Genomic DNA, 24,379 nt, shown 5'->3' on the forward strand with positions numbered 1-24,379 from the left:
CAGTGTAGCCAACACTTGGGACGCAACCACTAATAAAAATATTCTTAGTTTACACCCCAATGTACAAGCCCCTGCCACAGCTTTTATAAATGATGCTGCACAACAAGGTATGAATCTACGGATTTACTTCGGTTACCGTTCAGTAGACCAACAAAACGCTTTATACAATGCAGGAAAAACCCCCGCAAAAGGTGGACATAGTTATCACAACTATGGTTTAGCTATTGATTTAGTTCAGATTAGTAATAAAAAGGCATTGTGGAAGAACCAAAATTGGAGCCAAATAGGTGCTTTAGGTATGAAACACGGCTTTGGATGGGGCGGTGATTGGGCTTCAAGAGATATGGTTCATTTTCAAATGCCGTTCGGATTAAGCATTAAAGACCTTTTATCGGGGAAAAGACCATGAACACAAATAAGATAGTTGTGAACTTTATTGCTATGATTTTATGTTTTGCCACTTTATCTTGTGCAAATCAAAAAGAAAAGACACCTTCAACGAATGGTATAGCCGATAGTACCAAAGCAGTCGAAAACATAAAGAAGCAAATAACCCGCATTGATTCCGTTAAAGATTCAATGGAAATAACTGATGCAATGATTTACGGCAAATCTTCTGAGGGAGGAAGGGTTAAGGGTTATTATTCAGAGAATGAGTTGATGAAAATAGCTGTTACATATTTCTATGATATGGGACGTACATTAATAGAATATTACTTTGAGAAAGGTAAAGCTATTTTCATTAAGAAGGTTGACCAAATCTATGATATGCCGATTGCGATCCCTGATTCAAAAGTTGAAAAAACAAGGGAAATTCTTTTTTATGTAAATGAAAATGAAATGGTTAATTGGGAAGATAATGAGAGTAATGAAGATTATAGCTTTTATAAACAAGAATATGCAAAATTGATTGCTGATATTAACGAGCTAAAGAAGACTTTATTTGAAAAGCAAAACGAAAAATAGATGTATATGGTTTTGCAAGGTTCTTTGACATTATCGGTTAGCAGGAATGCCACAAACTATGGAACGGCAAGTTTTGATGGAACAAATTTCAGCTTTCAAGGACAAAATTACCCTTCTATTTCTGGTCCTTGGGGTAAAGGGGCATTGCCTGAGGGAAGCTACACAGCCGATAATTTAAGAAGCAGAACGTTAGAATCAATGACTGATCCAAATGGACTTGGTTGGAGTGTTGATCTTGAGCCAGATTTTGTTACACTCATCATTAAAAGCATTCGGAGCACTATTGTTTACTTTTAAAATATGAAAATCATCATTCATAACGATAATATCGAAGAATGGCACTAAATCTTCTTTGCTCTCAAATCGTAACCTGTCATGTTTTTCAGCGTATTTTGTTTCGACAGCGTAATCTATGTTTCTGGTTTTACAAAATTCATAGAGCGTTTCCGGAGTTATTTTGTACCCGCGAAAATGAGGTTTATTGTCAACATAAAAATTCGCTAATAGTAACGAAACAATCGTATAATCGGCAATTTCTTCAAATATAAAGTTCATTGGTGCAACACAGCATGATCCTTCCGGCATGTATTGTGCGGCTTTTTGATTAACTCTTACCAAGTTTTGTTTTTCTGTTGTAACAATGTGATGTATTTCACCCGTAAAACCAACACTGATAAAAAGCAAAATAGAAATTTCCGCCAATATTGTTATCCATTTTGGTAAAGTTGTGTTTTTCTTAATGAATATACTTATAGATTTTGCCACCATTAATGCAAAAAAAGGATAGAGTATGGTTGCATAATGCGGTCTTTTATCGTGAAGAAGCAATCCGGCAAAAAGCATTATGAATAGGGTGTAGGTAAATAATATTTTATCAGAAAAACTTATGCATAATTGTTTTTTGCTGCGTATATAAACGATAATAATTAATGAAACGATCAATATGATTGATACAGCTATAGAACCTGCATCCCAGAAATAGCGCTTTTGCTCATTGAAAAAATTAATGGCTAATTTGATCAGTGATAAATGTGATTTATCACCATAAAAGGGGCTACTAAGCTGATATTTGTATAGATCCCAATCAATAAATACATCATATGCATAATGCGATAGCACTGCAAAAATGCAAAGAGAATATAGACTGATAGCAATGAATCGCTTTTTGTGAAAAAGCAGAAGGCATCCTCCTGCGCAAATAAATATTAAGCCATTGAGATGAACGTACGCTGAGAGCCCAGCGAATATGCCTGCGAGTGCTGCTGCCCATAGTTTATCAGATATAAAAAATTTATGCAGAAAAATAAAACTTATTAAGCCCATCAAAGCCAGCATCATTTCGGGCCTTCCAATTTTCATAGCATAGAAATTCTCCATGCATAGCCACCAGAAAAGTACCGTGGATACAGCAATGCCTATGCTATGTTTTTTTAGGACAAAAGCAAATAGAATTGCCATTATGATTACCGCCGATATGTATGAATTTAATCGTATTGTCCATAGATGAAACCCAAATAATTTTACTATCATTGCATTTGCATAAACAAAAAGTCGGTGAAAGCTGACTACTTTTTCTCCTCTTCCATAAAAATCCTTGAAAAAATTTGAATGGACATATCCATCGTTCGCAAAAAAATAAGCTTCTTCTGCAAACCACATGGCATCTTCACTGGCCTTCTCTTTATAAGCACTGCTAACCCATAACAATGATTGAAAAAGCAGTAATAGAAGAAGGAATTTAAAATTGTGTTTGAATATGATTCCTTTAATAGGTTTTAAGAAATAATTATCCAAATATGAATCTCCGGCAATTATTATTGAAGAGGGTAGGGGTATGTTAATGGCTTATTTTAACTTAACCCATGTGGAAAATTTATATAAACTTATTATAAAATACTTAGCACCACTATTAGTAGTAAATACTTTCTCGTTAAAGTGAAGAGAACATATGCGTTTTTTTGCACACTATTATAAGTGGTAGTTTACAGATAAAGGCCTTTTGATCCATTCTCTTTCTATGCCGGCAGACCGGCATAGCATATAATAAAGCATTTTCCTACCAGGGTCTAAGGGCATGGAATGCCCTTACATACCTTTTAATATTAAAATTTCATTTCCATATAATCCACCCGTTAATGTTTCTCTCCTGAAACAAGAAACGATCAGAGGGCAGTGGCCCAACCGGGTCCTGTCCCGCTTCAGCATGAATCATCAGGACCCTCTTCTGTTATTACAACAAATCGCTGGCGATCTCGGCCAGTTTTGACCGTTCCCCTTTTTCCAGGGTGATATGGGCATGGATATTCTGGCCCTGCATTTTTTCGATCAGGTAGCTGAGGCCATTGGAATGGCTGTCGAGGTATGGGTGATCGATCTGGAAAATATCGCCGGTAAACACCATCTTGGTGCCTTCGCCTGCCCGGGTAATAATCGTTTTCACTTCATGGGGGGTCAGGTTCTGGGCTTCATCGACAATAAAGAAAATATTCACCAGACTTCGTCCACGGATATAGGAGAGGGGGGCGATGACCAGTTTATCCTGTTCCAGAAATTCTTTGATCCGTGTGTGTTTGGCATCGGTTTCGGGAAATTGGTTCTGGATTACCCCTAAGTTATCGAACAGCGGTTGCATATAGGGATCGAGTTTTGAGCGGATATCTCCGGGAAGATAGCCGATATCTTTATTACTCAGGGGGACCACCGGCCGGGCCATGAATATCTGGCGGTAGTGTTTACGTTGTTCGAGTGCCGCGGCAAGGGCAAGAAGCGTTTTACCGGTACCGGCTTTGCCGGCAATACTCACCAGGCGAACATCTTCGTTCATCAGGGCATGAAGAGCAAAGGTCTGTTCGGCATTTTTGGGTTTGATACTGTAGGCCGATGTTTTGTCAACCCGTTTGATTATTTGCACAAGGGGATCATAGGTTGCCAGGGCCGATTTTTTCGAGTTGCGGAGGATTGCATACTCATTGGCGAGCATCGTCTTTTTCAAGGCGAATTCCGAAACCTCGGCATTATAGGGTTCCTGGTACATCTTGTCAATCAACGCTTCATCAACATGTTCTTCAATGCGCCGTCCGGTATACAATGTCGAAATGTCGCGGACATGGTCGGTCGTATAATCCTGAGCGGCGATACCGATCGATTTGGCTTTCATCCGAAGGTTAACATCTTTGCTGACCAGAATTACCGGCTTATCGCTTTTTTCTTTCGCTAAGCAGTAGGCTGCATTTAAAATATGGTGGTCGGCTTTATCCTGGGTGAAATTGAGTTGAAGGTCGGGATGAAAGAGGTCTTCGAGTTTGATCAGGATTTTCCCGAGCCGCGGACCGATTTTCGCGCCGCCGTCAAAAAGCTTGTCACCACTCAGTGAATCGAGCGTGCGGAGAAAATCACGGGCATGAAAGTTAATAACATCATTACCCCGCTTGAAATTATCAAGCTCCTCGATTACGCATATCGGTACAACAATATCATTGTCTTCAAACTGATGGATACATGAGCTGTCATGGAGAATGACATTCGTATCAAGCACAAAATACTTGGTTTTACCTTTGGGCATTGCATTACCTCGGGGATAAAAGAAACAAAAAATATGAATGGATTGTCTGGAAAGGTCTGATTAAAAAGATCATTGAAAAGAAGTATTGAAGTTTGGCTTACAGCTAAAGTGCTAAAATAATATGATTAATCGTTGTTAGGATATTGTTACCCGGCTATTTGAATCCTGCTGCGAATATTTTAATTATACCATATAAAAATACACTATTCAATGGGGAAAGGAGAGTGGGAGGGCCTGGGGGTCTATTCCCTCCCCCGGTCGGGACCATGCTCAAACCCAGCTTGGAAAATGCTCTTTGTGAGAGCCCAACCCCCGGGCCTCGCCCGCCCCCACACTTGGGGGCACAGACCGAACAGGAACCCCCCTTATTTCTTTCTCTCACATTTGTCGTAATCATTCTCCTTACGTTGTCCTGAGCATGAGCCGCGCTGAGTCGAAGTGTCGACGTGCGGGGCGGCGTATCGAAAGTGCTTTCATTTCTTCTTCAACCGAAAAAATGAGGTAGCATCATCCAGGATACCGTACGCGCAGGGGATCACAATCAGGGTTCCGATCGTGGAAAAAAACAGGCCGAAAATGATCGTTGCGGCCATGGGGCCCCAGGTTGCGGAATGGCCACCCAGGCCGATTGCCATGGGGAGCAGTCCGGCGATCGTTGTCACCGAGGTCAGTATGATCGGGCGGAGCCGGACCGAGGCGCCTTCTGAAACGGCGTCGGCGATGCTTATGCCCTTGCTGCGCAGATTGTTGATAAAGCTGATCAGTACGATCGAATCGTTGACACTGATTCCAGCCAGAGCAACACCGGCAAAGAGCACTACGGCGGATATCGGGGTGCCTGAGAAAAAGAGGAACATAATGCAGCCCACAAAGGCAAAGGGGATCGTGAACATGATAATTACCGGCTGAATAAAGGATTTGAACTGGGTCCCTAAAATAACATAGATAAGAAACAGACCGATCCAGAACAGTCTGAGAATATCCATGAGCAGCACCTTGAATTCTTGCCATTCGCCGCCCATTTTCAGGGAAATGCCGGGATAGGACTGCTTGAACTTTTCATTGAATACCTGTTCTACCCGGGCATTGATCGTCTTGATATTCTTCTTGTCGTCTGCAGCGGCAGTGACCGTGATTTCCCGTTTCTGTTCATGACGTTTGATAATGGAAATACCGGTTTTCCGCTCGATAGAGCAGACGGTTGAAAAGGGAATAAGTCTGCCGTCGGGAGTAGGGAATTTCATCTGAAGAACATCATCGATCGAATTCCGGTCCTTTTTATCAAGCTTGACAATAACATCGATCTCTTCATCCCGGTCATAGTAGGTTGTCGCCAGAGCGCCTTCAAAACAGTTACGGATATACATGCCGATTTGCGCGGTACTGAGTCCCAGTTCAGCAGCCCGTTCTTCGTTGAGTACCACATGAATTTCCGGTGCGCCGGGGTTGAAATTATCCTTGATATTGTAGAGTTCCGGATATTCACTCAGGATATTTTTAAAATCGTCGGCAATGGATGCCATATCGTTGTAATTATCACCCGAGAGGCGGAATTCTACCGGTTTGCCCATGGGCGGGCCGGAGTTAACTTTGCGGAACCCGACATTTTCAGCGCCGGGGATATCATTGCACAGCTTTTTGAAATCATCCATGATCGTTACCATCGGACGGTCCCGTCCGTCTTTCAGCTCGGTAACATCGACGGTAATCTGGCCGACATTATCCTGTTCGACCCAGTCATCATCGGTCTGCATCATGCCGACCGTGGTGGTAAGGGACACGATTTCTCCTTTACCGATAAAGGGCGCCAGACGTTCTTCGAAACGCCGCACAATCTTGTCGGTAGTTTCCCGGGGCGTGCCGCTGGGGAGCTCGATGTCGACATAAAACATAGTCCAGTCTTCTTCGGCAAAAAGATCTTCCTGAACGAATTTTGTCATAATCGCCGCAACGACAATTGTGGTCACCGTTGCCAGCATGACAAGCCGGCGGCGGCGAAAGAGCTTTTCGATAAGCCCCTTGAACGCCCCCTGCCAGCGGCCGATAAAACCGGTCCCTTTCTGTTTTACCTTTCCTCCCCATTCTGCGAAATGGCAGGGAAGAAACAGGAGGGCTTCACCGGTCGAGGCGATCAGGGCAAGACAGGAGATGATCGGAATGATCCGCATGAATTTTCCCATGATTCCCGGAAGAAGCATAAGGGGAAGAAAGGCCGCCACCGTCGTCATGGTGGCGGCAATAACCGGTTTGACAACTTCATTGGTACCGACTATCGCAGCCTGAGCAGGTGATAATCCCGTCTGCTGATGACGGTAGCTATTTTCGATAATAACGATTGCGTGGTCCACGATCATTCCCAGCACCAAAACGAGTGCAAAAAGTGAATTACCATTCAGCGATTCGCCATACCATTCCATGAATATGAACGTTATGGCAAAGGTGATGGGAATACCAAGAGCGGTGATCAGGGAGTTGCGTAAACCGATAAAGACAAACAGGACCAGCACCAGAACAATAAATCCCATTAATGAATTCCAGCCGAGCGTACTGAGTGTATCCCGGATAAAAAAGGTATTATCGTTGGAGAGTTCGATAGAAATTCCTTCGGGGAGGCTCTCTTTGAACGAGTCGACCTCTTTTTTTACCCTGTCAACAACATGAATCGAATTGCCATCTTTGCTCTTGGAGATGAGCATGGTGATCGACCGGACGCCGTTAAACCGGGCATCGTACTCGGCTTCTCCAAAGCCGTTGCCGATGGTACCGATATCGCCAACCGCCACCGACCCCTCATCAGGCCGTCTTCGGACAATGATATCGGCAAAATCGGCGGATCGGGTAATTTCACCCCGCGTTTTGAGGTTGTACGATCGATTGTCAAGATCCAGCGAACCGCCGGGGATATTGGTGTTCTTGAGCCGGACACTACTGATAACCTCATCCAGGGAGATACCGAAAGCCTCCATCCGGTCACGGTCGATCTGGATCCAGATTTCACGTTCCTGTCCGCCGTAAAACTCGACTTTGGAAATATCATCGACATCGAGCAGTTTATCTTTCAAATCTTCGGCGGCTTTGTTCAAAACACGGGTGTTACCCGCATTATCGATCATGTTGATACTGAGAATGGAGAGCATGTCCGATGAAGAAAAGTCATCGATATAGGGTTCCAGCGTCCCTTCGGGGAGCTCCACTTTGTCGAATTCAGCCCGGAGGTCCTGGTAGGCCCGGCGGAATTCATCATCGGATATTATATCCTCAAACTGGGCAAAAATAGTACAGTATCCATCACGGGTGGTTGAGGTTATCTTTTTTATATGATCAACATCCGATACCTCCTGCTCGATTTTGGAGGTGATATTTTTTTCGACTTCTTCTGCCGAAACGCCGGGATACGGGACCGCGATGAGCACCCAGGAAAAGTTGACCTCGCTCATGACTTCCCGGGGAAGACGGATAAAGGAAAATATTCCCAGAAAGAGAATGGCGGCCATCAGGATGTTGACAAAAACAGAGTTGGTTACTGAGAATTTACCGATGTTCATCGGGGGCCTCCGGTCTGTTTTTAACGGTCGCTATGATCGAATCACCCCGGCCCAGGGAGGTCATGCCGCTTGTCAGAAGGACATTGCCCACATCGAGGCCGTTAATTATCTCGACATTGTTCCCCGAGTTTCTGCCAAGGGTGACAAAACGGACCGTTGCTTTTCCGTGGGAGTTCACAAAAACAGCATCCTTGCGGTCTTTTTCGACTACCGCGCCCGAGGGCGCCAGGATCACCGAGTCCTCGCTTTGGGTATGAATAGTCACCCGCACCGACATGCCCGATTTGATTTTCCGGTCGCGGGTATTGTTCCAGACAATTTCCACAGGATAGGAGCCGGTTGCAGGATCGCTTCCTGCAGCAATGGCGGTTACTTTTCCGGCACACAGTGTATCGCCGATTGCCGGTACCAGGATATCTGCCCGGGCGCCGGTTTTGAGAAGACCTATTTCAAGCTCACCTACCGGGACCGTTGTTTTAAGCGAAGAGATATTCACAATCCGCGCTACCGGGGTACCGGCAGCAAGGTAATTGCCCGTTTCAACCGATGCATCCCTATGGGCGATATAGCCGGCAATGGATGCGATAATTCTGCAGTCGTTATATACCTTTTGAGCAGATTCGAGCGCAGCCTGTGCAGTGGTCATCTGGGCCTGCGCACCGGTCAATTCACCTTCCGATGCATTTCCTTCATCGTAGAGTTTCTGTATTACCCGAAGGTTCATTTCTGCAGCTTCACGCGCCTTCTTTGCTTGTTCGTATCCAGCTTTCTGCACCGATTCTTCGACCTGCACAAGGAGCTGTCCTTTTTTGACATACTGGCCCAGTCTGAACTGAACGCTCCGGATTTTCCCCCGGGTTTCCGCAACGACAGTGGCTTCCCGGATCCCCTGGGCAACACCGGAGGCGCTGATTATTTTCGACAATGTCGATTTGGAGACAACAATCGCTTCAACCGGTGTCGGCGCTTTGACTTCGGTTTGAGTGTCCTCCCTTTTCTTATCCTTGGGCGACCGGCAGCCGCATGCAAAGACCAGACCTGCAAGTGCGAGTACGCGCAATTTATTCATTGGTATACCTCCAGTTTCCCGACAGTTTTTTGATATTCCGATTCGAGTAAGAGACATTCGAATAATTTCTGTATATAACCGATCCGGGCCATTCGTGCGCCCACAGCGACTTCAAGAAGCTGTGACTGATTGACCAGACCGCCGTCATAGCGGGCCTGCATGATTTCGAGATTTTTAGCCATGAGTTCATGCTGCTTTTTTGCCGCAGCGACCGATTTGTATGAAGCCTGATAGAAGTAATGTATTCGCTTGAGATTGAGTTCGAACTGATTGGCGCTGTGCTCCTTGTCGACAAGCGCTTTCATATATTCATAGCTGCTTTTCCGGTAATTGGTCGAATTACGGAACCCGCCGAAAATTGGAACGCTGAGTGAAACACCGGCAGTCCATCCTTTGCGTTCTTCCTGAAGGACAAGGTCATCGTTATCCGAAAGATAATAGGGCCACGAATAGGAGCCGAAAGCATTTATTTTCGGAAAAAAGGATGATGCCGCGATTCTTTTGTAGCCCAGAGCGGCACGAGTGTGCGATTCGATCGCTTTGAATTGCGGATTATTTTCAACCGTCCCTTCGGCCTCAACAGGACCCCGGACATACCACTGCTCGAACACCTGAAGCGGCTGGAGCGTAATCGAGGTGTCTGCTTTTTCGACCGGGACTCCCATAGTTGAATAGAGTGAATAGACTGCGATCTTTTCTACAGCCAGGGCCTGGAGAAGCGCGCTCTCCTTTTCGGCAACTTCAGCTTCCCATTGAAGGATATCTGTTTTAGGAACCGCCCCGCCTTCATACCTCGTTTGTGCCTTGGCCAGGTTCTGTGTCGCCCATGAGTAATCCTGGTGAGTCACAATGGTCATTTCCCGCGCCGCAAGGACATCAAAATAGGCTTTCCGGGCATTATAGATAACCTCCTGCCGAAGCGCTTCCTGCTGAAACTCGATTGCAGATTTGGTGTGCTTCGCTATATTGATCGCGATTATTTCGGCACCACCGTTGGTGATCGGCTGATTGACTGTAAATTCATGGGAAACAGTTGTCACATGCATCTTACTGGATTCATAATCGATTTCTTCAGCTTCTATACCCGTGCCGGAAAAAATGTCCGACATGCCTTCAAAGCTTTCAAACATGGCATTCGAGGCGTCAACCATATCCTGGTCCATTTGGGTATAATTCAAACCGTAATCCAATGATGGCAAATAATTTGAAACGGCATTCCGCTTTTCCCATTCCCGGGCCTGTTCTTCGAAATGCTGTGATCGCATTTCATAGCTTATCGACGATGCTCTGGATTCGGCGTCGGTGAGTGTTATAAGCTCTGCCTGCGCATTCGGGACTGCGATACAAGCGCTCACTGCAAGAAACATTATTTTTGTTTTCACGGTCATATTCCTTTTTTTACCGATGATTTTTTAAATCACCAATCATTACACCATCCATACTATTTATCTGTATCACGCATTCCATTGAACATCGCTTGGACATCTATTATCCTCTTTCCAGGCCTTCAACCATCTTTCAATCCTCAACTATTCTTCCTATCCCAACGTTCCGAACATGATCTTTGCCTGGAGGCCCGGGTTGACACTGAAAAAATCGGATGATCTGCGTTCGAATCCCTTGGATGAGAAAAAGAAAGGCAGAGCCATATCCATGCCGATGTGGACCAGCGGAAAGAATGAATAGGTGAATCCTCCGTGAATTTCCATGGAGAAAAACCGGGCTTTGGCTTTCTGAGCTTCGTCATCGTCGATTTCATTTTCGAAATTGGTCCGTTCACTCAGGGAATATTTGACTGCATTCAGGGTAATCGAGCCGCTTCCGAGATAGGTTCCGGCGGTGTAATTGAGCTTATCGATGACCCACGCTTTTTCGATGAGGAATCCGCCGTATTGTATTTCAATTTCCAGGTCGACCGCCGAATCCTGGTAGGCGTTTTTGCTGGGGAAAAACAGTATTCCCTCCATGCCACCTCCTCCAAGGCGGAGACCATTGCCGAGACCGCCATAGCCTTTTCCGCCCTGCATGAATACCGGTTCGAAATAGTCGTTGATACTGAACGTGTAATGGCGCAGGAGGTCATCGGTTTCGATTACCTCATTGATCGGGTCCATGGAGAGAGCAAAGGCGCCAAAGCACGGTCCACCACTGCCGCCCCATCCTTTCTCCCGTAAACGGCCAAGGCCCCGACGTAACCCTTTCCGCTCGTCATCGCGACAGGATTTCCTGAATATGTATACCGTATCCTTGTTCTCTTCAATAACCGTGATTCCGCCACTGTCACCTTTGTCGATAGTTATGTGGACCTTGCCCGCTTTGTCCTTTTCGGTTTCTATTGTCGCACAATCCTGAGCATTCATTGCACCTGCAAAGAAGATAATGCTCAAAAGTAATGTGGGGATATACATTTGTTGTACCATAATACCTCCTTGAATAAAACTATTTCCGAATTGTTATTATAACCACGTTAGCGCTCGTCAAACTGTCCATCTTTTTCCCTAATCACAGTAATCTTTTCCAAATATGAATTTCAATCTGATACCGGGAGAGACCAGCATGAAATCGCCGAATCCCGTGCCGGTGACAAATCCGTTGGGCGAATAGGTGAACAGAAGAATACCGTCAACCCCGAGCTTGAATAGGGGAGCCAACTCAACCATTATACCGGTGTGAAGATCCCATGCGATAAAGGGTGCAACTGCAACCGAGTTGTTTTTCTTTGTCCAGTCAAGAGAATCTTCATCGACACTGGCGAAAATGTCATCGAACTTTCTGATCTGTTTATGAAAAATGTAGGCGCCACCGCCGATCATACCACCGACATTAACCGTCCAGGGGTAGAAGGAGAATGCTTTCTCTGCTGTAAAACCTCCATAGGCGGGGATCACCCGCAGGGTTGTGATAGCATTATACCGGTGTGTCGTGTCCCCGGTCGAATCGGTGAGTGTGTGAATGAATTCATCACTGTCATAGTGTTTGTATCCTGCCCACAACCCGCCGCCGGATCTGAAACCATTGTCAAGCTGGGCATAACCGTTGAACCCGAGCATGAATATGCTGTTGTTTTCAAAAGGAAAATCCCGCAGAACAAGATCGTTTTCATATTTCCGGACCTTTTCCAGAAAATCCCGGCTCAACCGGATTACCTGAGGAGCAAAACCACCGGATCCCGAGATTCTGCACCTTCTCCGTTCTTCACAGCACTCATGAACCATGGCGCGGGCGACCACTTTTCGTTCCCGCAGGACTTCCTCTTCATACTCCTGCTCTTCCAGGACAGCCTCTCCGGCTTCTTCCTCGGCCTCCAAAACAGCTTCAATTGCATCCTCCGCAGCTTCATCCATCTCATTATCACTTTCCTGACCCTGCAATGGAAATAGCGCGCAGAGTATCACAGTGATGCAAAAGACTGGGGGGTACATTTTTAGAACCATACAAATCCTCCTTGTTGATTTTGGATGTACCTGTGATTGCAAGCTCTGTGCCAGAGAAATGAGATTAAAAAACACCGATTCTATGCAAACAAGGGGATTTCAACAAGAAGGACGTCAACAAATGAAGGGGAGGATATGTATTAGATATATCGATTTTATATGGTGAGGCTGAGGCTGAGGGTGAGTAAAATACTGACTTTTAACTTTCGCCCCTCTTTTGATCAACCATACAACAGCTTTTTGGCGTCTTCGATAATTTCGGTCACTTTCAGGCCGTTGGGGCAGCGGGATTGGCATTCGCCGCAGCCGATACAGTTGTTCAGCTTGAGGTCGTCTTCGAACTGTTTCTTCTGAAAAGAGTCCCGGGCTTGATCGAGACCCATATATTTGAGTGCATTGTAGTATGAAAGACACGCCCCCACATTGATATTCTGAGGGCAGGGTTGACAATAACCACAGGAGGTGCAGAAAGGTTCGGAAGCATCGATTAACTGATTGACTTCGGCGAGAATGTCGTCGATGCTGTCGTTTTCTTTGAGGCACTGATCGTGGATCTCTCCGGCATACTCGACTTCTTCGGGTGATGAAAACCCTATCAGAAGATGGACTCCCTGAAGGGCCATGAGATAACGGATTGCCAATTCTTTGAGCCGTGGATGGGCTGCGCAGAGTCCGCCGGCCAGAGGGTTCATCGCTATCACCGGAATACCTCTTGTGCGGCAGTATTCAACGGCAGGTATACGTGAGCGGTTGAGTACATTTAATGGAAGGGTAACTGTTTCGAATTTGTCTGTTTCCAGAAATTCGATAATGGTCCGGTTATCGGCATGGGTGGTAATACCGAGGTGGTCCCACTGGTTTTTCCGTTCCATCACACCGTCGTACCACCCGCCGGGTTTCATGGCTGCATTAAACTGTTCCCGGGTATGGGTTGTCCACATGTGATAATAATCGAATCGGTCAACTCCCAGCCGGTCGAGTGATTGATCGAAAAGCGTATTGAGCTGTTCCTTTGTTTGAATGCTGAATCCCTTTGCCCGATTGAATTCACCGATTCCAAGACCGCCGTTTCCAGGAGAGCATTTTGCCGAAACCATAACCCGGTCGCGATAGTCGGGGTGATTGATCGCTTCACTTACCCACCGTTCGGAATTCTCGTTTTCGCTTTTGTAACAGTAACATGGAGCGGTATCGATATAGTTAAAGCCCGCATCCACAGCGCACCGGACCGTATCGATTGCCGATTGCCTGTCTTTGAATCGCATTGCTCCGATGATAATCCTGGCAGGTTTCATAGTTTCATTTCTCCATAATTGACATTAGCGTTTGTCGCCGAACCTGAACAGCTTCTTGAAGAAGGTTTTGTTTTCGAGCGAGTCCCTGTTCTCCGATGCGAACTGGGTGGTGGAATTTCTCCCGCAATCCATTTCAGACTGGGGGGTCACTTTTTTCAGATAGCGTTCATATTGCGTATAAAAACCGCCCGGGGCTTTGGTTCCCGCTTTTTTCAAAAGATCCCGGGAAACGAATTTGTGAAGCGTTTTGCCGTCCCGCGGACCCGTATACCCGTAATTACATTCTCCGATACAGGCAATGGTGAGGTCCTGTATTTCCGGCTCTTTAGTGTCCTGTTCCAACTTTGACATGTCAATTCGTACCACCGCATTCCACATGCCATAGTTGGTTCGTTTTTTGCTGATAGCATCGACGTTAAAGGGACGGATAACATCATCGGTGGTACCGCTTTTTGCATAATTCGCCAAGGGTGATTCGATATAATAATGCTCGTCGGAATACCTGAAAAACATGGAAAAGAGCCCCGAAGTATCCGGGACGGGACCATTGTAAGGAACTTCATACTCATCGAGGCCGTCCCATTTATTCGATGTCAACCGTTTGTGCAGGCCCAGATAGGTTGGCCGCAGGTTGTTGACATCTGCGAATGGGTGATACCGCCGTATCGTGTCGTTGATTCCCATGGTATCGCCATTCACAACAATCTGCTTGATAATCAGGGATGGATGACCGGTCGGGTTTTCGATGAGATCGTTGTTGTACAGCATATTGAATAGGTGAAGTTGTTCATAGAGGGTCAGCTCGAGCGTTCCCAGGCCTACCGAATAGAGGCTGTCGGATACGGGAACTTTCCGCCCATAGGCTTCCATCGAATCGATCCTCACCCCTGCAATCCGGGCGAGTTCTTTATACACCCGAACGCCGGTTATATAGTTGAGGTCGAGTTTGTTTTTTATTCTTCCGAATGCATTTATCCGTTGGAAATATTGTACCAAAGGAAGGGCATTCCGGTTGATACCGCCCAGTTTGTTGAAAAGATTGCGGTTAAGGCGGTAGACTGTCTCCGCGCCGAGAATATTGTTGGAGGTTGCCAGGTGCTCGAAAACATACTGGCATCCTTCAAAGATGTTCCCATGATTATTGACTTCATAGCCCCGGTTGCGGACCGCACTGTTGGCGAAAATGACACCGACCGGTTTGCCGTTTTTATAATTGAATTCCCTTTTCCATGGAACATCTTCGGTAACTTCAACACTGTCGTCCCATTTGCTGTAAGGTTCGAAAATCCCGCAGTCAAAATTGAGGGCATTGAAAATAGGCTTTGCCGTTGATGACCCGTTGGGGGTGCGATTTTTGAGCAGGCACGCGCAGCGGGAGCCGATTTTGTCCCGGGAATAGTATGCCCTCAGTTCTCCGGTTTTCGAATCCATGATCGCATAGGCATAATATTGTCCGTCAACCTTAATCGGCCGCCGGGCATAATAAAAGCAGCTCCGGCGATAGGATGATGGCCCCTTTTTTCTGTACCGGATATTGGTAACCAGGGTATCGCCGGGTTTGAAGATGGTCGAAAATTCTGAATTGGGTTCCGAAAATTCCTGTTCTTCGGTCATGATCTTTATTAACCGAAGTGTATCCACAGGCCGTGTTGACCGGGTAATATCTTCGCCGAAACTGCCGACCCGAACATCAGTGGTAATAATCGTATCATTGCCATATCCCCGGGCATCGACCATTTCCTGGAGTTCTTTTTGAAGGGGCAGATCGATCGTGAGCTGAATAACCGCGTTTCCCTTTTTTCTGATAAGGGAATTGGGATCGATTATATCCATTTCGGGAAGGTCTTTTTCTGCAGCGCCGTTTTTTTCCAGGATTTTCAGCCAGAATTCGTTTGCCAGGTCGACCAGGGCGCCGAAATCCGTATGGATGCGCTTTGGTGTTTTGAAATCCAGAGAATCGATCTTTGCCAGAACCGCCTGCTGTTTGGCTTCATCCCAGTTAAGAACCGCGGCCATGCGGTCCATATCGATACGGCACTGGTGCCTGATCTTTTCGGGAAGATTCCGTCCCCATTTCACCATACGGGCGAGATAAATACATTCGGCGTCGGTCAGCTCATCCAGCTCCTTACCCAGCAGTCCCCGGGCGATATCCTTGTATCCGATCAGACCATAATCACTGGTGACACAATGGTTAAGATAGACTTCGAGGATCTCCTCGGCCGAGTATTTCTTTCGCAGGGCGGCGGCAAGCTGCAATTCACGGACTTTCCGGTTAACGCTCCGGCTTACAATCCGTCGTCCTTCTTCATCGATATCGGAGATAAAGAGCTTGGATACCTGCTGGGTTATGGTTGATGTCCCCCGGGGAGTGCGCCATTGGAACCGGGTGAAAAACTCGAAAATCGACCGTAAGCCGGCTCGTACAAAACTGTCGAATTCAAATCCCCGGTTGTTGGTAAAGAAATTGCCGTCCTCTGCAGCAATGAGCGCGTCGATCAGCGTTTTGGGAAACTCGTCGAATTTGGCGCGGGTATGATCGGTCTTGATATCCGCGATCTGCCGTTCCATGCGGTCGATAATTTCGATAGTGTTGGAATACTCGTGGATTTCATTTAATTCGGCGATAATACTCAGGGATGGATAATCATTAACAAAGACGCCGTCAACCACCCGGAGCGTGTCGCGTGTTTGTGGTGTATCCCGGTCGAAGAGATGATTGGTCGCATTTTCCATGGCTTCACCGGTAAGAATGTCCTGCCAGGCGGCGCCATATTTTCTGGAGAGAAGGCCCCGGTTTTCGAGATCGATCAGTTTATCGCCCCAGGTATCAAAATAGCGGTTAAATGCATATTTAGCGATGCGATAACCGGGATAGAGCGAGGCGGCAAAAACGCCGACACAAACAGCAAAAACGATAAGAATGCGCTTTTTAAGATTTTTTTTCATTATATGCCCATTACTGTCGGTGATAAACAGGTTTCGGGACCTCGCTTAAGAAAGGCCGAAGCATTCGAACGCATCTCTTCAAGCGATTTTGCGGGTTGGATTTTCCGAAACAGTTCATGGCCAAACATAAAATTACGTGCAAAATAGGTAGAAAATTCTTTGATTTTGCCGCCGGCCTTTTCCGGCGGAAAATCTTCCAGTACATAATCAAAAAATCGTGTCCATACCCCATGAAAGTCAATAGAAAGGGGGGACAAGTTTTTTTGGGCAAAAATCCAGGGGCGCACCACCGCCATCCTGCCGATCATAATCCCTTTGACATCCGAAAAAAGATCGCTTCGTTCAAGGGCAATACGGGGTGACATAATATCTCCATTGGCGATGACCGGGATGGCAATCGATGATGCCGCTTTGGAGAAGAATTCCCACCGGGCCCGGCGCTTGAGCTTTTCGTTGGTAAAACGGGGGTGCAAAAAAAGTGCATCGACACCACAGTTTTCAATGATTTTGATCCGGGCAAAAAACTCCTTTTCCCACTGGGGGGAATTACCGCCGAGCCGGCATTTGACACTTAAGGGGCCTTTCCACAGAGTCCGGAGTTTTCGCAGTGTTTTCTCCAACCGCTTCCGGTCGGCGAAAAGAGCGGCCCCGCCACCCCACCGGGTGATTTCCGGTGCGCTGCAGCCGCAATTCAGATCGACAGCATCAGGAGAACCTGCAGCCAGATTACCCAAAGCAGCATCAAAATCTTCTTCACCATTACAGACCAGTTGATAAAAAACCGTGCCTTCATTCTCCCGCCGGCGGGTAAAGGGAGAAACTGATATCTTTTCATGAACAAGCGACCTGACCGAAAGCATTTCGGTGAAAAGGGCGCCGTATCCCTTGAAATCGGCCATCAGCCGCCTGAATGCAGAGTGCGTAATTCCCGCCATGGGCGCACAGAAAAGAGGCGGGTCGATAGTCAGATTTCCAATATTCAAAGGCGTCTGCATTATGTATTTGCATCGATCCGGATGTTGTCGATAAAAAAGGAAAATTCACTGCCTTTGCCTGCCCGAAGCTCGATTTCTATCGATGATACTTTTTGCGCTGTTTCGGGAAGGGCGCAGGCGATTGTTGTCCAGATATCGAATGTATAAAATGTATACCGCCCCGATCCGGAGGGAGAAAAGTTTTCATAATTATAATATCGCCATTTTGAATCCCGACTGCGGGTCCTGATATTCAGTTTCCCCTTTCCCCTGATATCGATCAGCAGGGTGGCGGCTTTAGCTTTTTGACCGGGAAGCGGAAAGGTACATCGTGCTGCGCAGACATTTTTTCTGGTCGGGAAACCATCGAGCGCCAGACAGCTTTTTCCCGATGATGCATTTTCAAAGATACGTTTCAGCGTGATATCACGATCACACCGAACCCATCCTTCATAACCGGTTTCAAATCCACAGATACCCCGCGACAAAGTAGTCTCCCTCTGTTCGGACATTTTTGGGCTGGCGTCTTTTTTAAATCGAAAAGGCCCGCAGTAAAATTGTGCCGATATGGGCAGATGATCGGAAAAACCCACGCCGAGATGGTAGGCATTGCGGTCGCGATACTGCTTTTGCCACCGCCAGGGGACACCGTCTCTGAGAAGCCTTCCATTCCAGGTAAAAGGGGAAAATGAATTATCACAGTAGGAGATCCCATACGAGTCGTAGAGTGCGCGGGGGAGAAGAAAATGATCGGGCGTCTGGGGTATTCCCCGATAGGTGTTACTCATCCGACGGTGTGCCGGGATTTCAAACCAGAGGTCGTAATGAAATGCGTGGCTCGTTTTTTCGCGTAATTCCTGTTCGGTTAGATAATCGGGAAACCGGTCGGGTGTTGATTCTGCGGTAGCAAGGATATGCTGTAGTGCGGTTTTTCCCCGGGTGTCATCGTGCCGGGTATTGCGGAATGATTCGTATTCGTTATAATTCTCATTGAGGTCGCCCGCGATGATATAGTCGCAGGATGAAGGGAGTTCTTGGATTCGTTGTGCAATGATTTTTGCGGCTGCGATTCTCCGTGATTCGGGATGGCGCTTTGAAGGCCAGTGATTGGCAAATATTTTGAGCGTGTCGGTGCCGCACAAAATATCGGCCTCCAGAATATTCCGGGAGAAATACCCTTCTGTTTTGGCTGTGCCGAACATGCGGTTGGATACAATCGGATAGCGGGAAAGAATCGCAGGACAGGTGGTAGTTGGATTCGGCTTGTCTCCAATGATACTGTGGCGGTAATGACAATCTTTTGCCTTCAGTTTGTCGATAAGATGGTCTAATGCACTGCGGTTTTCGATTTCGGTCAGGATCAGTATATGGGGCGAGATTTCGGCAATTACCGAGGCGATGTTATTCAGTTTGGTGGCGAACGTGGTATGGGTCCAGTTATTGTTGCCCGGCACGTACTCGTCGTATTCGGAACCGTTTAAGGTGATATCAAACAGATTTTCAACATTGTAGGCGGTGACTGTTATCGTATCATGCAGCTTTGATACACTGGCGGTTGTTCCGGTTTTCGAATCATTCTCGAAGCAGCCGGTGGTGAGCAGAAAAATCAGGCTGAAAAGTATATTGTGTGTTCTGGAACTCATTTGTAAATTTACACAACAAATCTTGAAATTGTCTGCGATGGTTGTATAATTTGTGCAGAATCAAAATATATTATTCTGGTAGAGAAATATGAATTATTTCTTTATATATATACAAATTTGTATATAGTTCTGCAATGGTATAATTTTATAACTGAGGCGGTTATCGATTGGAAGAGGCACCTGCCGGTTTAAGAGCTTAAATTGTCGATCCAGAGTGACTGCGACCATAGGGGGTTTTGCCGGGGATGAATCATATTATGAATAAATGGATGTTCATGGTGCGCAAATGTGAGCTCCTTATACTTTTTATCGCCCTCCTGACCGGTTATTCGGGCGCGGATGAAGGCAGTTATACTCTTGAATGGTCCGGCACCAAAGCCCTTCGGGAAGGTAATTATGAAAAGGCTTTAGAAGAAATCCTGTCCGATACGCTGGCAAAAGACCAGGGTTTCCGGTTTTTCAAATTGGGATTAGTCCGGTATCACATGAAAGATTACCGGGAAGCGCTCTTTTATTTTCGATTCTGTGCCGAAAAGAGCACGAAACTGGCTCCCTTTGCCTACGAATTTATCGGTGATATCGAGCATACAATGCACCGTACCGAAAATGCTCTTCATGCCTACCGGGTAGCCCTCGAAACCGGCCTTCCCTCGCCCTATGTCCGTCACCTGCGCAAAAAAGTCTATTCGGTCCTCAAACAGGATTCCACCCTTGCCGCACAGATTTCCTGGTTTGGTGAAATGCGGGAATCCAAAGCAGAAATAACCGAAGAAATCTGGATGCCCGATTTTTTCGATACCCTTCTCTCGAATAAAGAGTGGAAGCTGGTCGACAGTGTGATCGCCGAATATGCAAAAAAACCCAAATCATCGGAGGCCTGCAAGATATTCAAGGTTCTTGAAAAATACGAAGTTCCCAATACGATTTTCCCGACGATCCGTCTGTTCAAAATCTCCCGGATAGCTTATTATTGCAGGAAATATAAAAAGTCAAGTAACTGGCTTCATAAAGGACTTATCAGAGATGATTTTTCTTCATCGGTGCCCACAGGTGAATATCTTTACCACCGGGCTATTCTGAATTACCGGCTGAAAAATTACAACAAAGCAATACGATTTTTCGATAAGTATGAAAAAAAGTACGGACTCACGCCCGATATTGTATTGATGCTGGCCCGGTCGTACCGGAACCTTAACAAAGGAGTGAAAGCGGCGCTCTGGTACGACAAGCATATCAAACTCTATCCTCATCACCCCATGAGTCATGACATACTCTGGTATCGTGCCTGGCAGCATGAAGAAAACCATCAGTATGAGGATGCTATCCGGTCATTCCGCAAGCTTTATCAATCGTACTCGAGAGGCTCCCGGGCCGATGATTCCTATTTCCGGTGCGGGCTTAATTTTTACAAAGCGGAGATGTACGATTCGGCACTGGCTACTTTCAGAGGCTTTAATGAAAAATATTCGCGGTCTTCGCTCAGTACGGCTTCACGGTACTGGGAAGGCAAGAGTTGCATGGCCCTGAAAAAGTTTTCCGGAGCCAGAAAGCTCTTTCACGAACTTGCCGCCGAAGATCCAACCGATTATTATGCCTACCGTTCAAGGGAAATGCTGACGATTCTCGGTGACACGCTCTCTTTTTCTTTTGTTGATACCACAAAGGGTATTGCCGAGACCAGAGCCTGGCTCGATTCGATATGTGTCGATAGAAGAGAACCGCTTTCCAGTGAAGACAGTCTTGCCTACGAATACGGATCGATTCTCGCTGCGGTGGGGCTGACCGACCGGGCCGAATATTTCCTGAAACATCTTGAGGAGGATTTCCCCCGCAATCTTGTACTTCAGTTTGACTTGTCGGAATTGTATCGGATTTGCAACGAACCGGCCCTGTCATACCGGGTCGGCATGCGGCTTGCCTGGCGTATCGCTTCACAGTACCGGCGAGACCGTCCGTTGCCGGTCTATTCGCTTCTGTACCCTCTGCCATACAGAAACGCCGTCATGAAATACGCACACGAGCATGATATCGATCCCTATCTGGTTGTTTCGGTCATGCGTCAGGAGAGCATTTTCAATCCCGTCATAGAATCCCCGGTAGGGGCAATCGGACTCATGCAGATAATGCCCTACACCGGAGAAGAGATCGGAAAAGATCTTAAGGAGAATTTTGTTCTTGACAGTTTATATGTACCGGCGAAAAATATTCAGTACGGTGCCTATTATCTAAAGAAAGTAATGAACCAGTTTGACGGTAATATCGTTCTGGCCCTTGCAAGTTACAACGGGGGACCTCATAATGCAAAAAAATGGCTTAACCGGAATAAACATCAGACCTTTGATATGTTCATAGAAAATATCGGATTTTCCGAAACCAGGAAGTATGTCAAAAGAGTACTTGCCAATTACTGGACCTATAAAAATCTGGCTCAGGCTCTGGGGTATCCGTCCGGATGATTTTTAGAGTTATTATCCGGTTTATATATATTTTTATTAACGTATATAAGCATTAAAACGTTATTTTTTTCAAAGGAGGAAGGATGTTTATCCGTTCGTTTGTGCTGCTTGCTCTGCTTTCTTCACTGGCGCTTGCCCAGAAAGACGTCAAGGTGGATTCAATTACCTATGAAAACGACATGCAGTGGAGCGTATACCCCAGTGAGGGCCCCATCGTTGCCTTTGCTTTTAAAGGAAACAAGCTCTGGTACTCGACTGGGCAGGAAGTGAATCTTTTGTATATGCAGAACATGAAAATGCAGGTTGTCAACAAACTGGGCGACATCACTGCGTCATCGGTAACTTCCATGGCCACCGATTGTACCGGTGTGATATGGATCGGGACGAGTGATGGCGTTGCGAAGGGTGATCTTAACGGATTCGAAAGCTTTACTGCTGACAATGGTCTTTCCGATAATGCAATTACTGCGATTTGCCCTGCCCGAGGCGGAAAAGTTTGGGTGGGAACACCAAAGGGTATTAACCTGTACCAGGGAAATACATGGAAAACGTATACTTCCAAGGATGGCCTTCCCGGGGATGTAATCAATTGTATTGCCGTTGACGGCAAAAACCGGGCATGGGTGGGGACCGATAAAGGAATCGGTGTTTTTGACGGTTCATCGTGGGATATCCATGATATGAAAAGAGGTATGAGCTGGAACAATGTGAAAGCGATCGCGATCGACCGCCGTACCGACGAAGTCTGGGCCGCTGTGGGTGAAAGTGATGTCAATTCTTACAACGGCAAGGAATGGAAAGTGTATATGTCCATTAAGGATGATATTGTTTGTATGATGGTCGATACCCAGGGAAGGGTCTGGTTCGGATCGCCGACCGGACTTCTGAAATTCAACGGGGACAAATGGATTTCCGATCCGAAGAAACTGGGTATAACGGCATCATCGGCATCGGAGATGGTATGTGACCGGAAAGGCAATATGTGGTTCGGCACCGCACGGGGAGTCATTCGCCTGAAGAATCCTTATCCTTTTTAGTAAAGTGATTATGCTTACCTTACATTGTGTAATTATATAGGGTAATAGAGAGAAAACCGGTTCCTCTGCTGCGCACCGCCATGTGGGTGGAGGAAATTGTGGGAGCTGTGTAAGAGACAGCTCCTTTTTTGTTTAGTTGCGCCTTTTATACCTTTTATATATATTAAAAAAGTTCCTTTCTCATTATTTCTTGCTCAAATACAACTAATTTATGTATTTTTGAGCCCTTTAGTTCCATTCTAATAATTTTGGTGGTAATGCAAAAATGTACTTTTTATAGTAGGGGGTGCGTGCATGGCAGATATTAAAATTGCAATAGCCGGAATCGGCAATTGCGCAAGCTCACTTCTCCAGGGAATCGAGTATTACAAATCAAAGAATGGCGATGACGCCATCGGTCTTATGCACTGGGAAATCGGCGGGTATACTCCGCCCGATATTAACGTCGTTGCAGCATTTGATGTTGACAAGCGCAAGGTCGGGATGGATGTTAACGAAGCCATTTTCGCCCGGCCCAATTGCACGAAGGTTTTCTGTGATTCTATGCCGAAAGCCGGTGTTGCGGTGCGGATGGGTAAAATATGTGATGGTTGTTCCGATCATATGGATAACTATGACGACAATTATACCTTTATTCTCAGTAGTGAAGCTGAAGCGACAAAGGAGGATGTCGTACAAGCCCTCAAGGAATCGGGTGCCGAAATCCTGCTCAATTACCTCCCGGTGGGGTCCGAGGAAGGCGTACGGTTTTATGCGGAATGTGCTTTAGAGGCCGGCGTTGCTTTTATTAACAACATTCCGGTGTTCATCGCCAGCGATCCTGAGTGGGTACGACGGTTTGAGGAGAAAAATATTCCGATTATCGGTGATGATATCAAAGCACAGCTCGGTGCGACCATCACACACCGGACACTCACCGACTTGTTCAAAAAGCGGGGAGTGAAACTTACTTCCACCTATCAGCTCAACACCGCCGGTAATACCGATTTCCTCAATATGCTCAACCGGAGCCGTCTTGCATCAAAGAAAACCAGTAAAACCGAAGCCGTCCAGTCGGTGACCGCCAACCGGCTCTCCGACCGGGATATTCATATCGGTCCCAGCGATTATGTCCCGTGGCAGGATGACAACAAGGTCTGCTTTATCCGCATGGAGGGCAAGCTTTTCGGGGATATCCCCATGAACCTCGAACTCCGTCTTTCGGTTGAAGATTCTCCCAATTCCGCCGGTGTTGCCATCGATTCGATCCGGTGCTGCAAACTTGCTCTCGACAGAGGCAAGGGCGGGGTCCTCTACTCACCTTCAGCCTATTTCTCAAAACATCCACCCCGGCAGTTCTGCGACGATGAAGCCTGGAGGATGACCGAAGAGTTTATCAAGGGCGCCCGGGACAACTGAAGAACTAAAGAGAGTGGAGTGTTGGAGTAGTGGGTGATAAGACTGCAACAT

16 protein-coding genes are annotated in these 24,379 nt (G+C 46.5%); 5 read left to right on the forward strand and 11 right to left on the reverse strand.

Annotated features, from left to right (window positions below; genetic code table 11):
• Both GF401_02895 and GF401_02900 read left to right on the forward strand, forming a co-directional pair.
• Nucleotides 1-409 (forward strand): peptidase M15 (locus GF401_02895; protein MBD3343990.1); only part of this gene is annotated, 409 nt, incomplete at its 5' end.
• The gene (locus GF401_02900) at nt 406-966 is read left to right on the forward strand and encodes a hypothetical protein (GenBank protein MBD3343991.1); all 561 of its coding nucleotides are present in this window, start codon (nt 406-408) and stop codon (nt 964-966) included. The genes GF401_02895 and GF401_02900, both read left to right, overlap by 4 nt.
• A 195-nt stretch (nt 967-1,161) precedes the next feature.
• Here GF401_02900 and GF401_02905 read toward each other — a convergent pair whose 3' ends face one another.
• The 11 genes from GF401_02905 to GF401_02955 form a co-directional block, all read right to left on the reverse strand.
• Nucleotides 1,162-2,760 carry a hypothetical protein gene (locus GF401_02905; GenBank protein ID MBD3343992.1) on the reverse strand — a complete coding sequence of 533 codons (1,599 nt, stop codon included), beginning with the start codon at nt 2,758-2,760 and terminating at the stop codon, nt 1,162-1,164.
• A 436-nt stretch (nt 2,761-3,196) separates the two neighbouring features.
• Nucleotides 3,197-4,528, reverse strand: coding sequence for an AAA family ATPase (locus GF401_02910; protein ID MBD3343993.1), 1,332 nt, complete (start codon nt 4,526-4,528; stop codon nt 3,197-3,199).
• A gap of 473 nt (nt 4,529-5,001) precedes the next feature.
• Complete coding sequence (locus GF401_02915) at nt 5,002-8,073, reverse strand: AcrB/AcrD/AcrF family protein (protein MBD3343994.1); 3,072 nt, start codon at nt 8,071-8,073, stop codon at nt 5,002-5,004.
• Nucleotides 8,060-9,199, reverse strand: a complete 1,140-nt coding sequence (locus GF401_02920) for an efflux RND transporter periplasmic adaptor subunit (protein ID MBD3343995.1) — start codon at nt 9,197-9,199, stop codon at nt 8,060-8,062. The genes GF401_02915 and GF401_02920 overlap by 14 nt, the downstream gene beginning before the upstream one ends.
• On the reverse strand, nt 9,139-10,530 hold the full coding sequence (locus GF401_02925) for a hypothetical protein (GenBank protein ID MBD3343996.1): 1,392 nt from the start codon (nt 10,528-10,530) through the stop codon (nt 9,139-9,141). The genes GF401_02920 and GF401_02925 overlap by 61 nt, the downstream gene beginning before the upstream one ends.
• Before the next feature lie 150 nt (nt 10,531-10,680).
• Complete coding sequence (locus tag GF401_02930) at nt 10,681-11,562, reverse strand: hypothetical protein (GenBank protein ID MBD3343997.1); 882 nt, start codon at nt 11,560-11,562, stop codon at nt 10,681-10,683.
• A 78-nt stretch (nt 11,563-11,640) separates the two neighbouring features.
• A complete protein-coding gene (locus GF401_02935; protein MBD3343998.1) occupies nt 11,641-12,576 on the reverse strand; it encodes a hypothetical protein in 936 nt (311 codons plus the stop codon).
• Between the two features lie 221 nt (nt 12,577-12,797).
• A complete protein-coding gene (locus GF401_02940; protein MBD3343999.1) occupies nt 12,798-13,871 on the reverse strand; it encodes a hypothetical protein in 1,074 nt (357 codons plus the stop codon).
• A gap of 24 nt (nt 13,872-13,895) precedes the next feature.
• Nucleotides 13,896-16,820 (reverse strand): hypothetical protein, encoded by a 2,925-nt coding sequence (locus tag GF401_02945; protein ID MBD3344000.1) that lies wholly within the window; start codon nt 16,818-16,820, stop codon nt 13,896-13,898.
• Nucleotides 16,820-17,815 (reverse strand): hypothetical protein, encoded by a 996-nt coding sequence (locus GF401_02950; GenBank protein ID MBD3344001.1) that lies wholly within the window; start codon nt 17,813-17,815, stop codon nt 16,820-16,822. The genes GF401_02945 and GF401_02950 overlap by 1 nt, the downstream gene beginning before the upstream one ends.
• Nucleotides 17,815-19,437: a hypothetical protein gene (locus GF401_02955; protein MBD3344002.1), complete on the reverse strand. Its 1,623-nt coding sequence runs from the start codon at nt 19,435-19,437 to the stop codon at nt 17,815-17,817. Before GF401_02955 ends, GF401_02950 begins: the two co-directional genes overlap by 1 nt.
• Before the next feature lie 245 nt (nt 19,438-19,682).
• Between GF401_02955 and GF401_02960 the strand changes: the two genes are divergently transcribed.
• The 3 genes from GF401_02960 to GF401_02970 all read left to right on the forward strand — a co-directional run bounded on the left by GF401_02960 (nt 19,683) and on the right by GF401_02970 (nt 24,328).
• Nucleotides 19,683-21,893, forward strand: coding sequence for a transglycosylase SLT domain-containing protein (locus GF401_02960; protein MBD3344003.1), 2,211 nt, complete (start codon nt 19,683-19,685; stop codon nt 21,891-21,893).
• An 83-nt stretch (nt 21,894-21,976) separates the two neighbouring features.
• Nucleotides 21,977-22,930: a hypothetical protein gene (locus GF401_02965; protein ID MBD3344004.1), complete on the forward strand. Its 954-nt coding sequence runs from the start codon at nt 21,977-21,979 to the stop codon at nt 22,928-22,930.
• Nucleotides 22,931-23,224: 294 nt separating this feature from the next.
• Nucleotides 23,225-24,328 (forward strand): inositol-3-phosphate synthase, encoded by a 1,104-nt coding sequence (locus tag GF401_02970; GenBank protein MBD3344005.1) that lies wholly within the window; start codon nt 23,225-23,227, stop codon nt 24,326-24,328.
• Nucleotides 24,329-24,379: the final 51 nt, after the last annotated feature.

The organism is Chitinivibrionales bacterium (assembly GCA_014728215.1).
GTDB lineage: Bacteria > Fibrobacterota > Chitinivibrionia > Chitinivibrionales > WJKA01 > WJKA01.

Bases quoted from the DNA above. Each gene is read 5' to 3' on its own strand.
- GF401_02900 (MBD3343991.1), top strand. From the start codon at position 406: ATGAACACAAATAAGATAGTTGTGAACTTTATTGCTATGATTTTATGT.
- GF401_02910 (MBD3343993.1), bottom strand. From the start codon at position 4,528: ATGCCCAAAGGTAAAACCAAGTATTTTGTGCTTGATACGAATGTCATT.
- GF401_02915 (MBD3343994.1), bottom strand. From the start codon at position 8,073: ATGAACATCGGTAAATTCTCAGTAACCAACTCTGTTTTTGTCAACATC.
- GF401_02920 (MBD3343995.1), bottom strand. From the start codon at position 9,199: ATGTCTCTTACTCGAATCGGAATATCAAAAAACTGTCGGGAAACTGGA.
- GF401_02925 (MBD3343996.1), bottom strand. From the start codon at position 10,530: ATGACCGTGAAAACAAAAATAATGTTTCTTGCAGTGAGCGCTTGTATC.
- GF401_02930 (MBD3343997.1), bottom strand. From the start codon at position 11,562: ATGGTACAACAAATGTATATCCCCACATTACTTTTGAGCATTATCTTC.
- GF401_02935 (MBD3343998.1), bottom strand. From the start codon at position 12,576: ATGGTTCTAAAAATGTACCCCCCAGTCTTTTGCATCACTGTGATACTC.
- GF401_02940 (MBD3343999.1), bottom strand. From the start codon at position 13,871: ATGAAACCTGCCAGGATTATCATCGGAGCAATGCGATTCAAAGACAGG.
- GF401_02945 (MBD3344000.1), bottom strand. From the start codon at position 16,820: ATGAAAAAAAATCTTAAAAAGCGCATTCTTATCGTTTTTGCTGTTTGT.
- GF401_02950 (MBD3344001.1), bottom strand. From the start codon at position 17,815: ATGCAGACGCCTTTGAATATTGGAAATCTGACTATCGACCCGCCTCTT.
- GF401_02955 (MBD3344002.1), bottom strand. From the start codon at position 19,437: ATGAGTTCCAGAACACACAATATACTTTTCAGCCTGATTTTTCTGCTC.
- GF401_02960 (MBD3344003.1), top strand. From the start codon at position 19,683: ATGAATCATATTATGAATAAATGGATGTTCATGGTGCGCAAATGTGAG.
- GF401_02965 (MBD3344004.1), top strand. From the start codon at position 21,977: ATGTTTATCCGTTCGTTTGTGCTGCTTGCTCTGCTTTCTTCACTGGCG.
- GF401_02970 (MBD3344005.1), top strand. From the start codon at position 23,225: ATGGCAGATATTAAAATTGCAATAGCCGGAATCGGCAATTGCGCAAGC.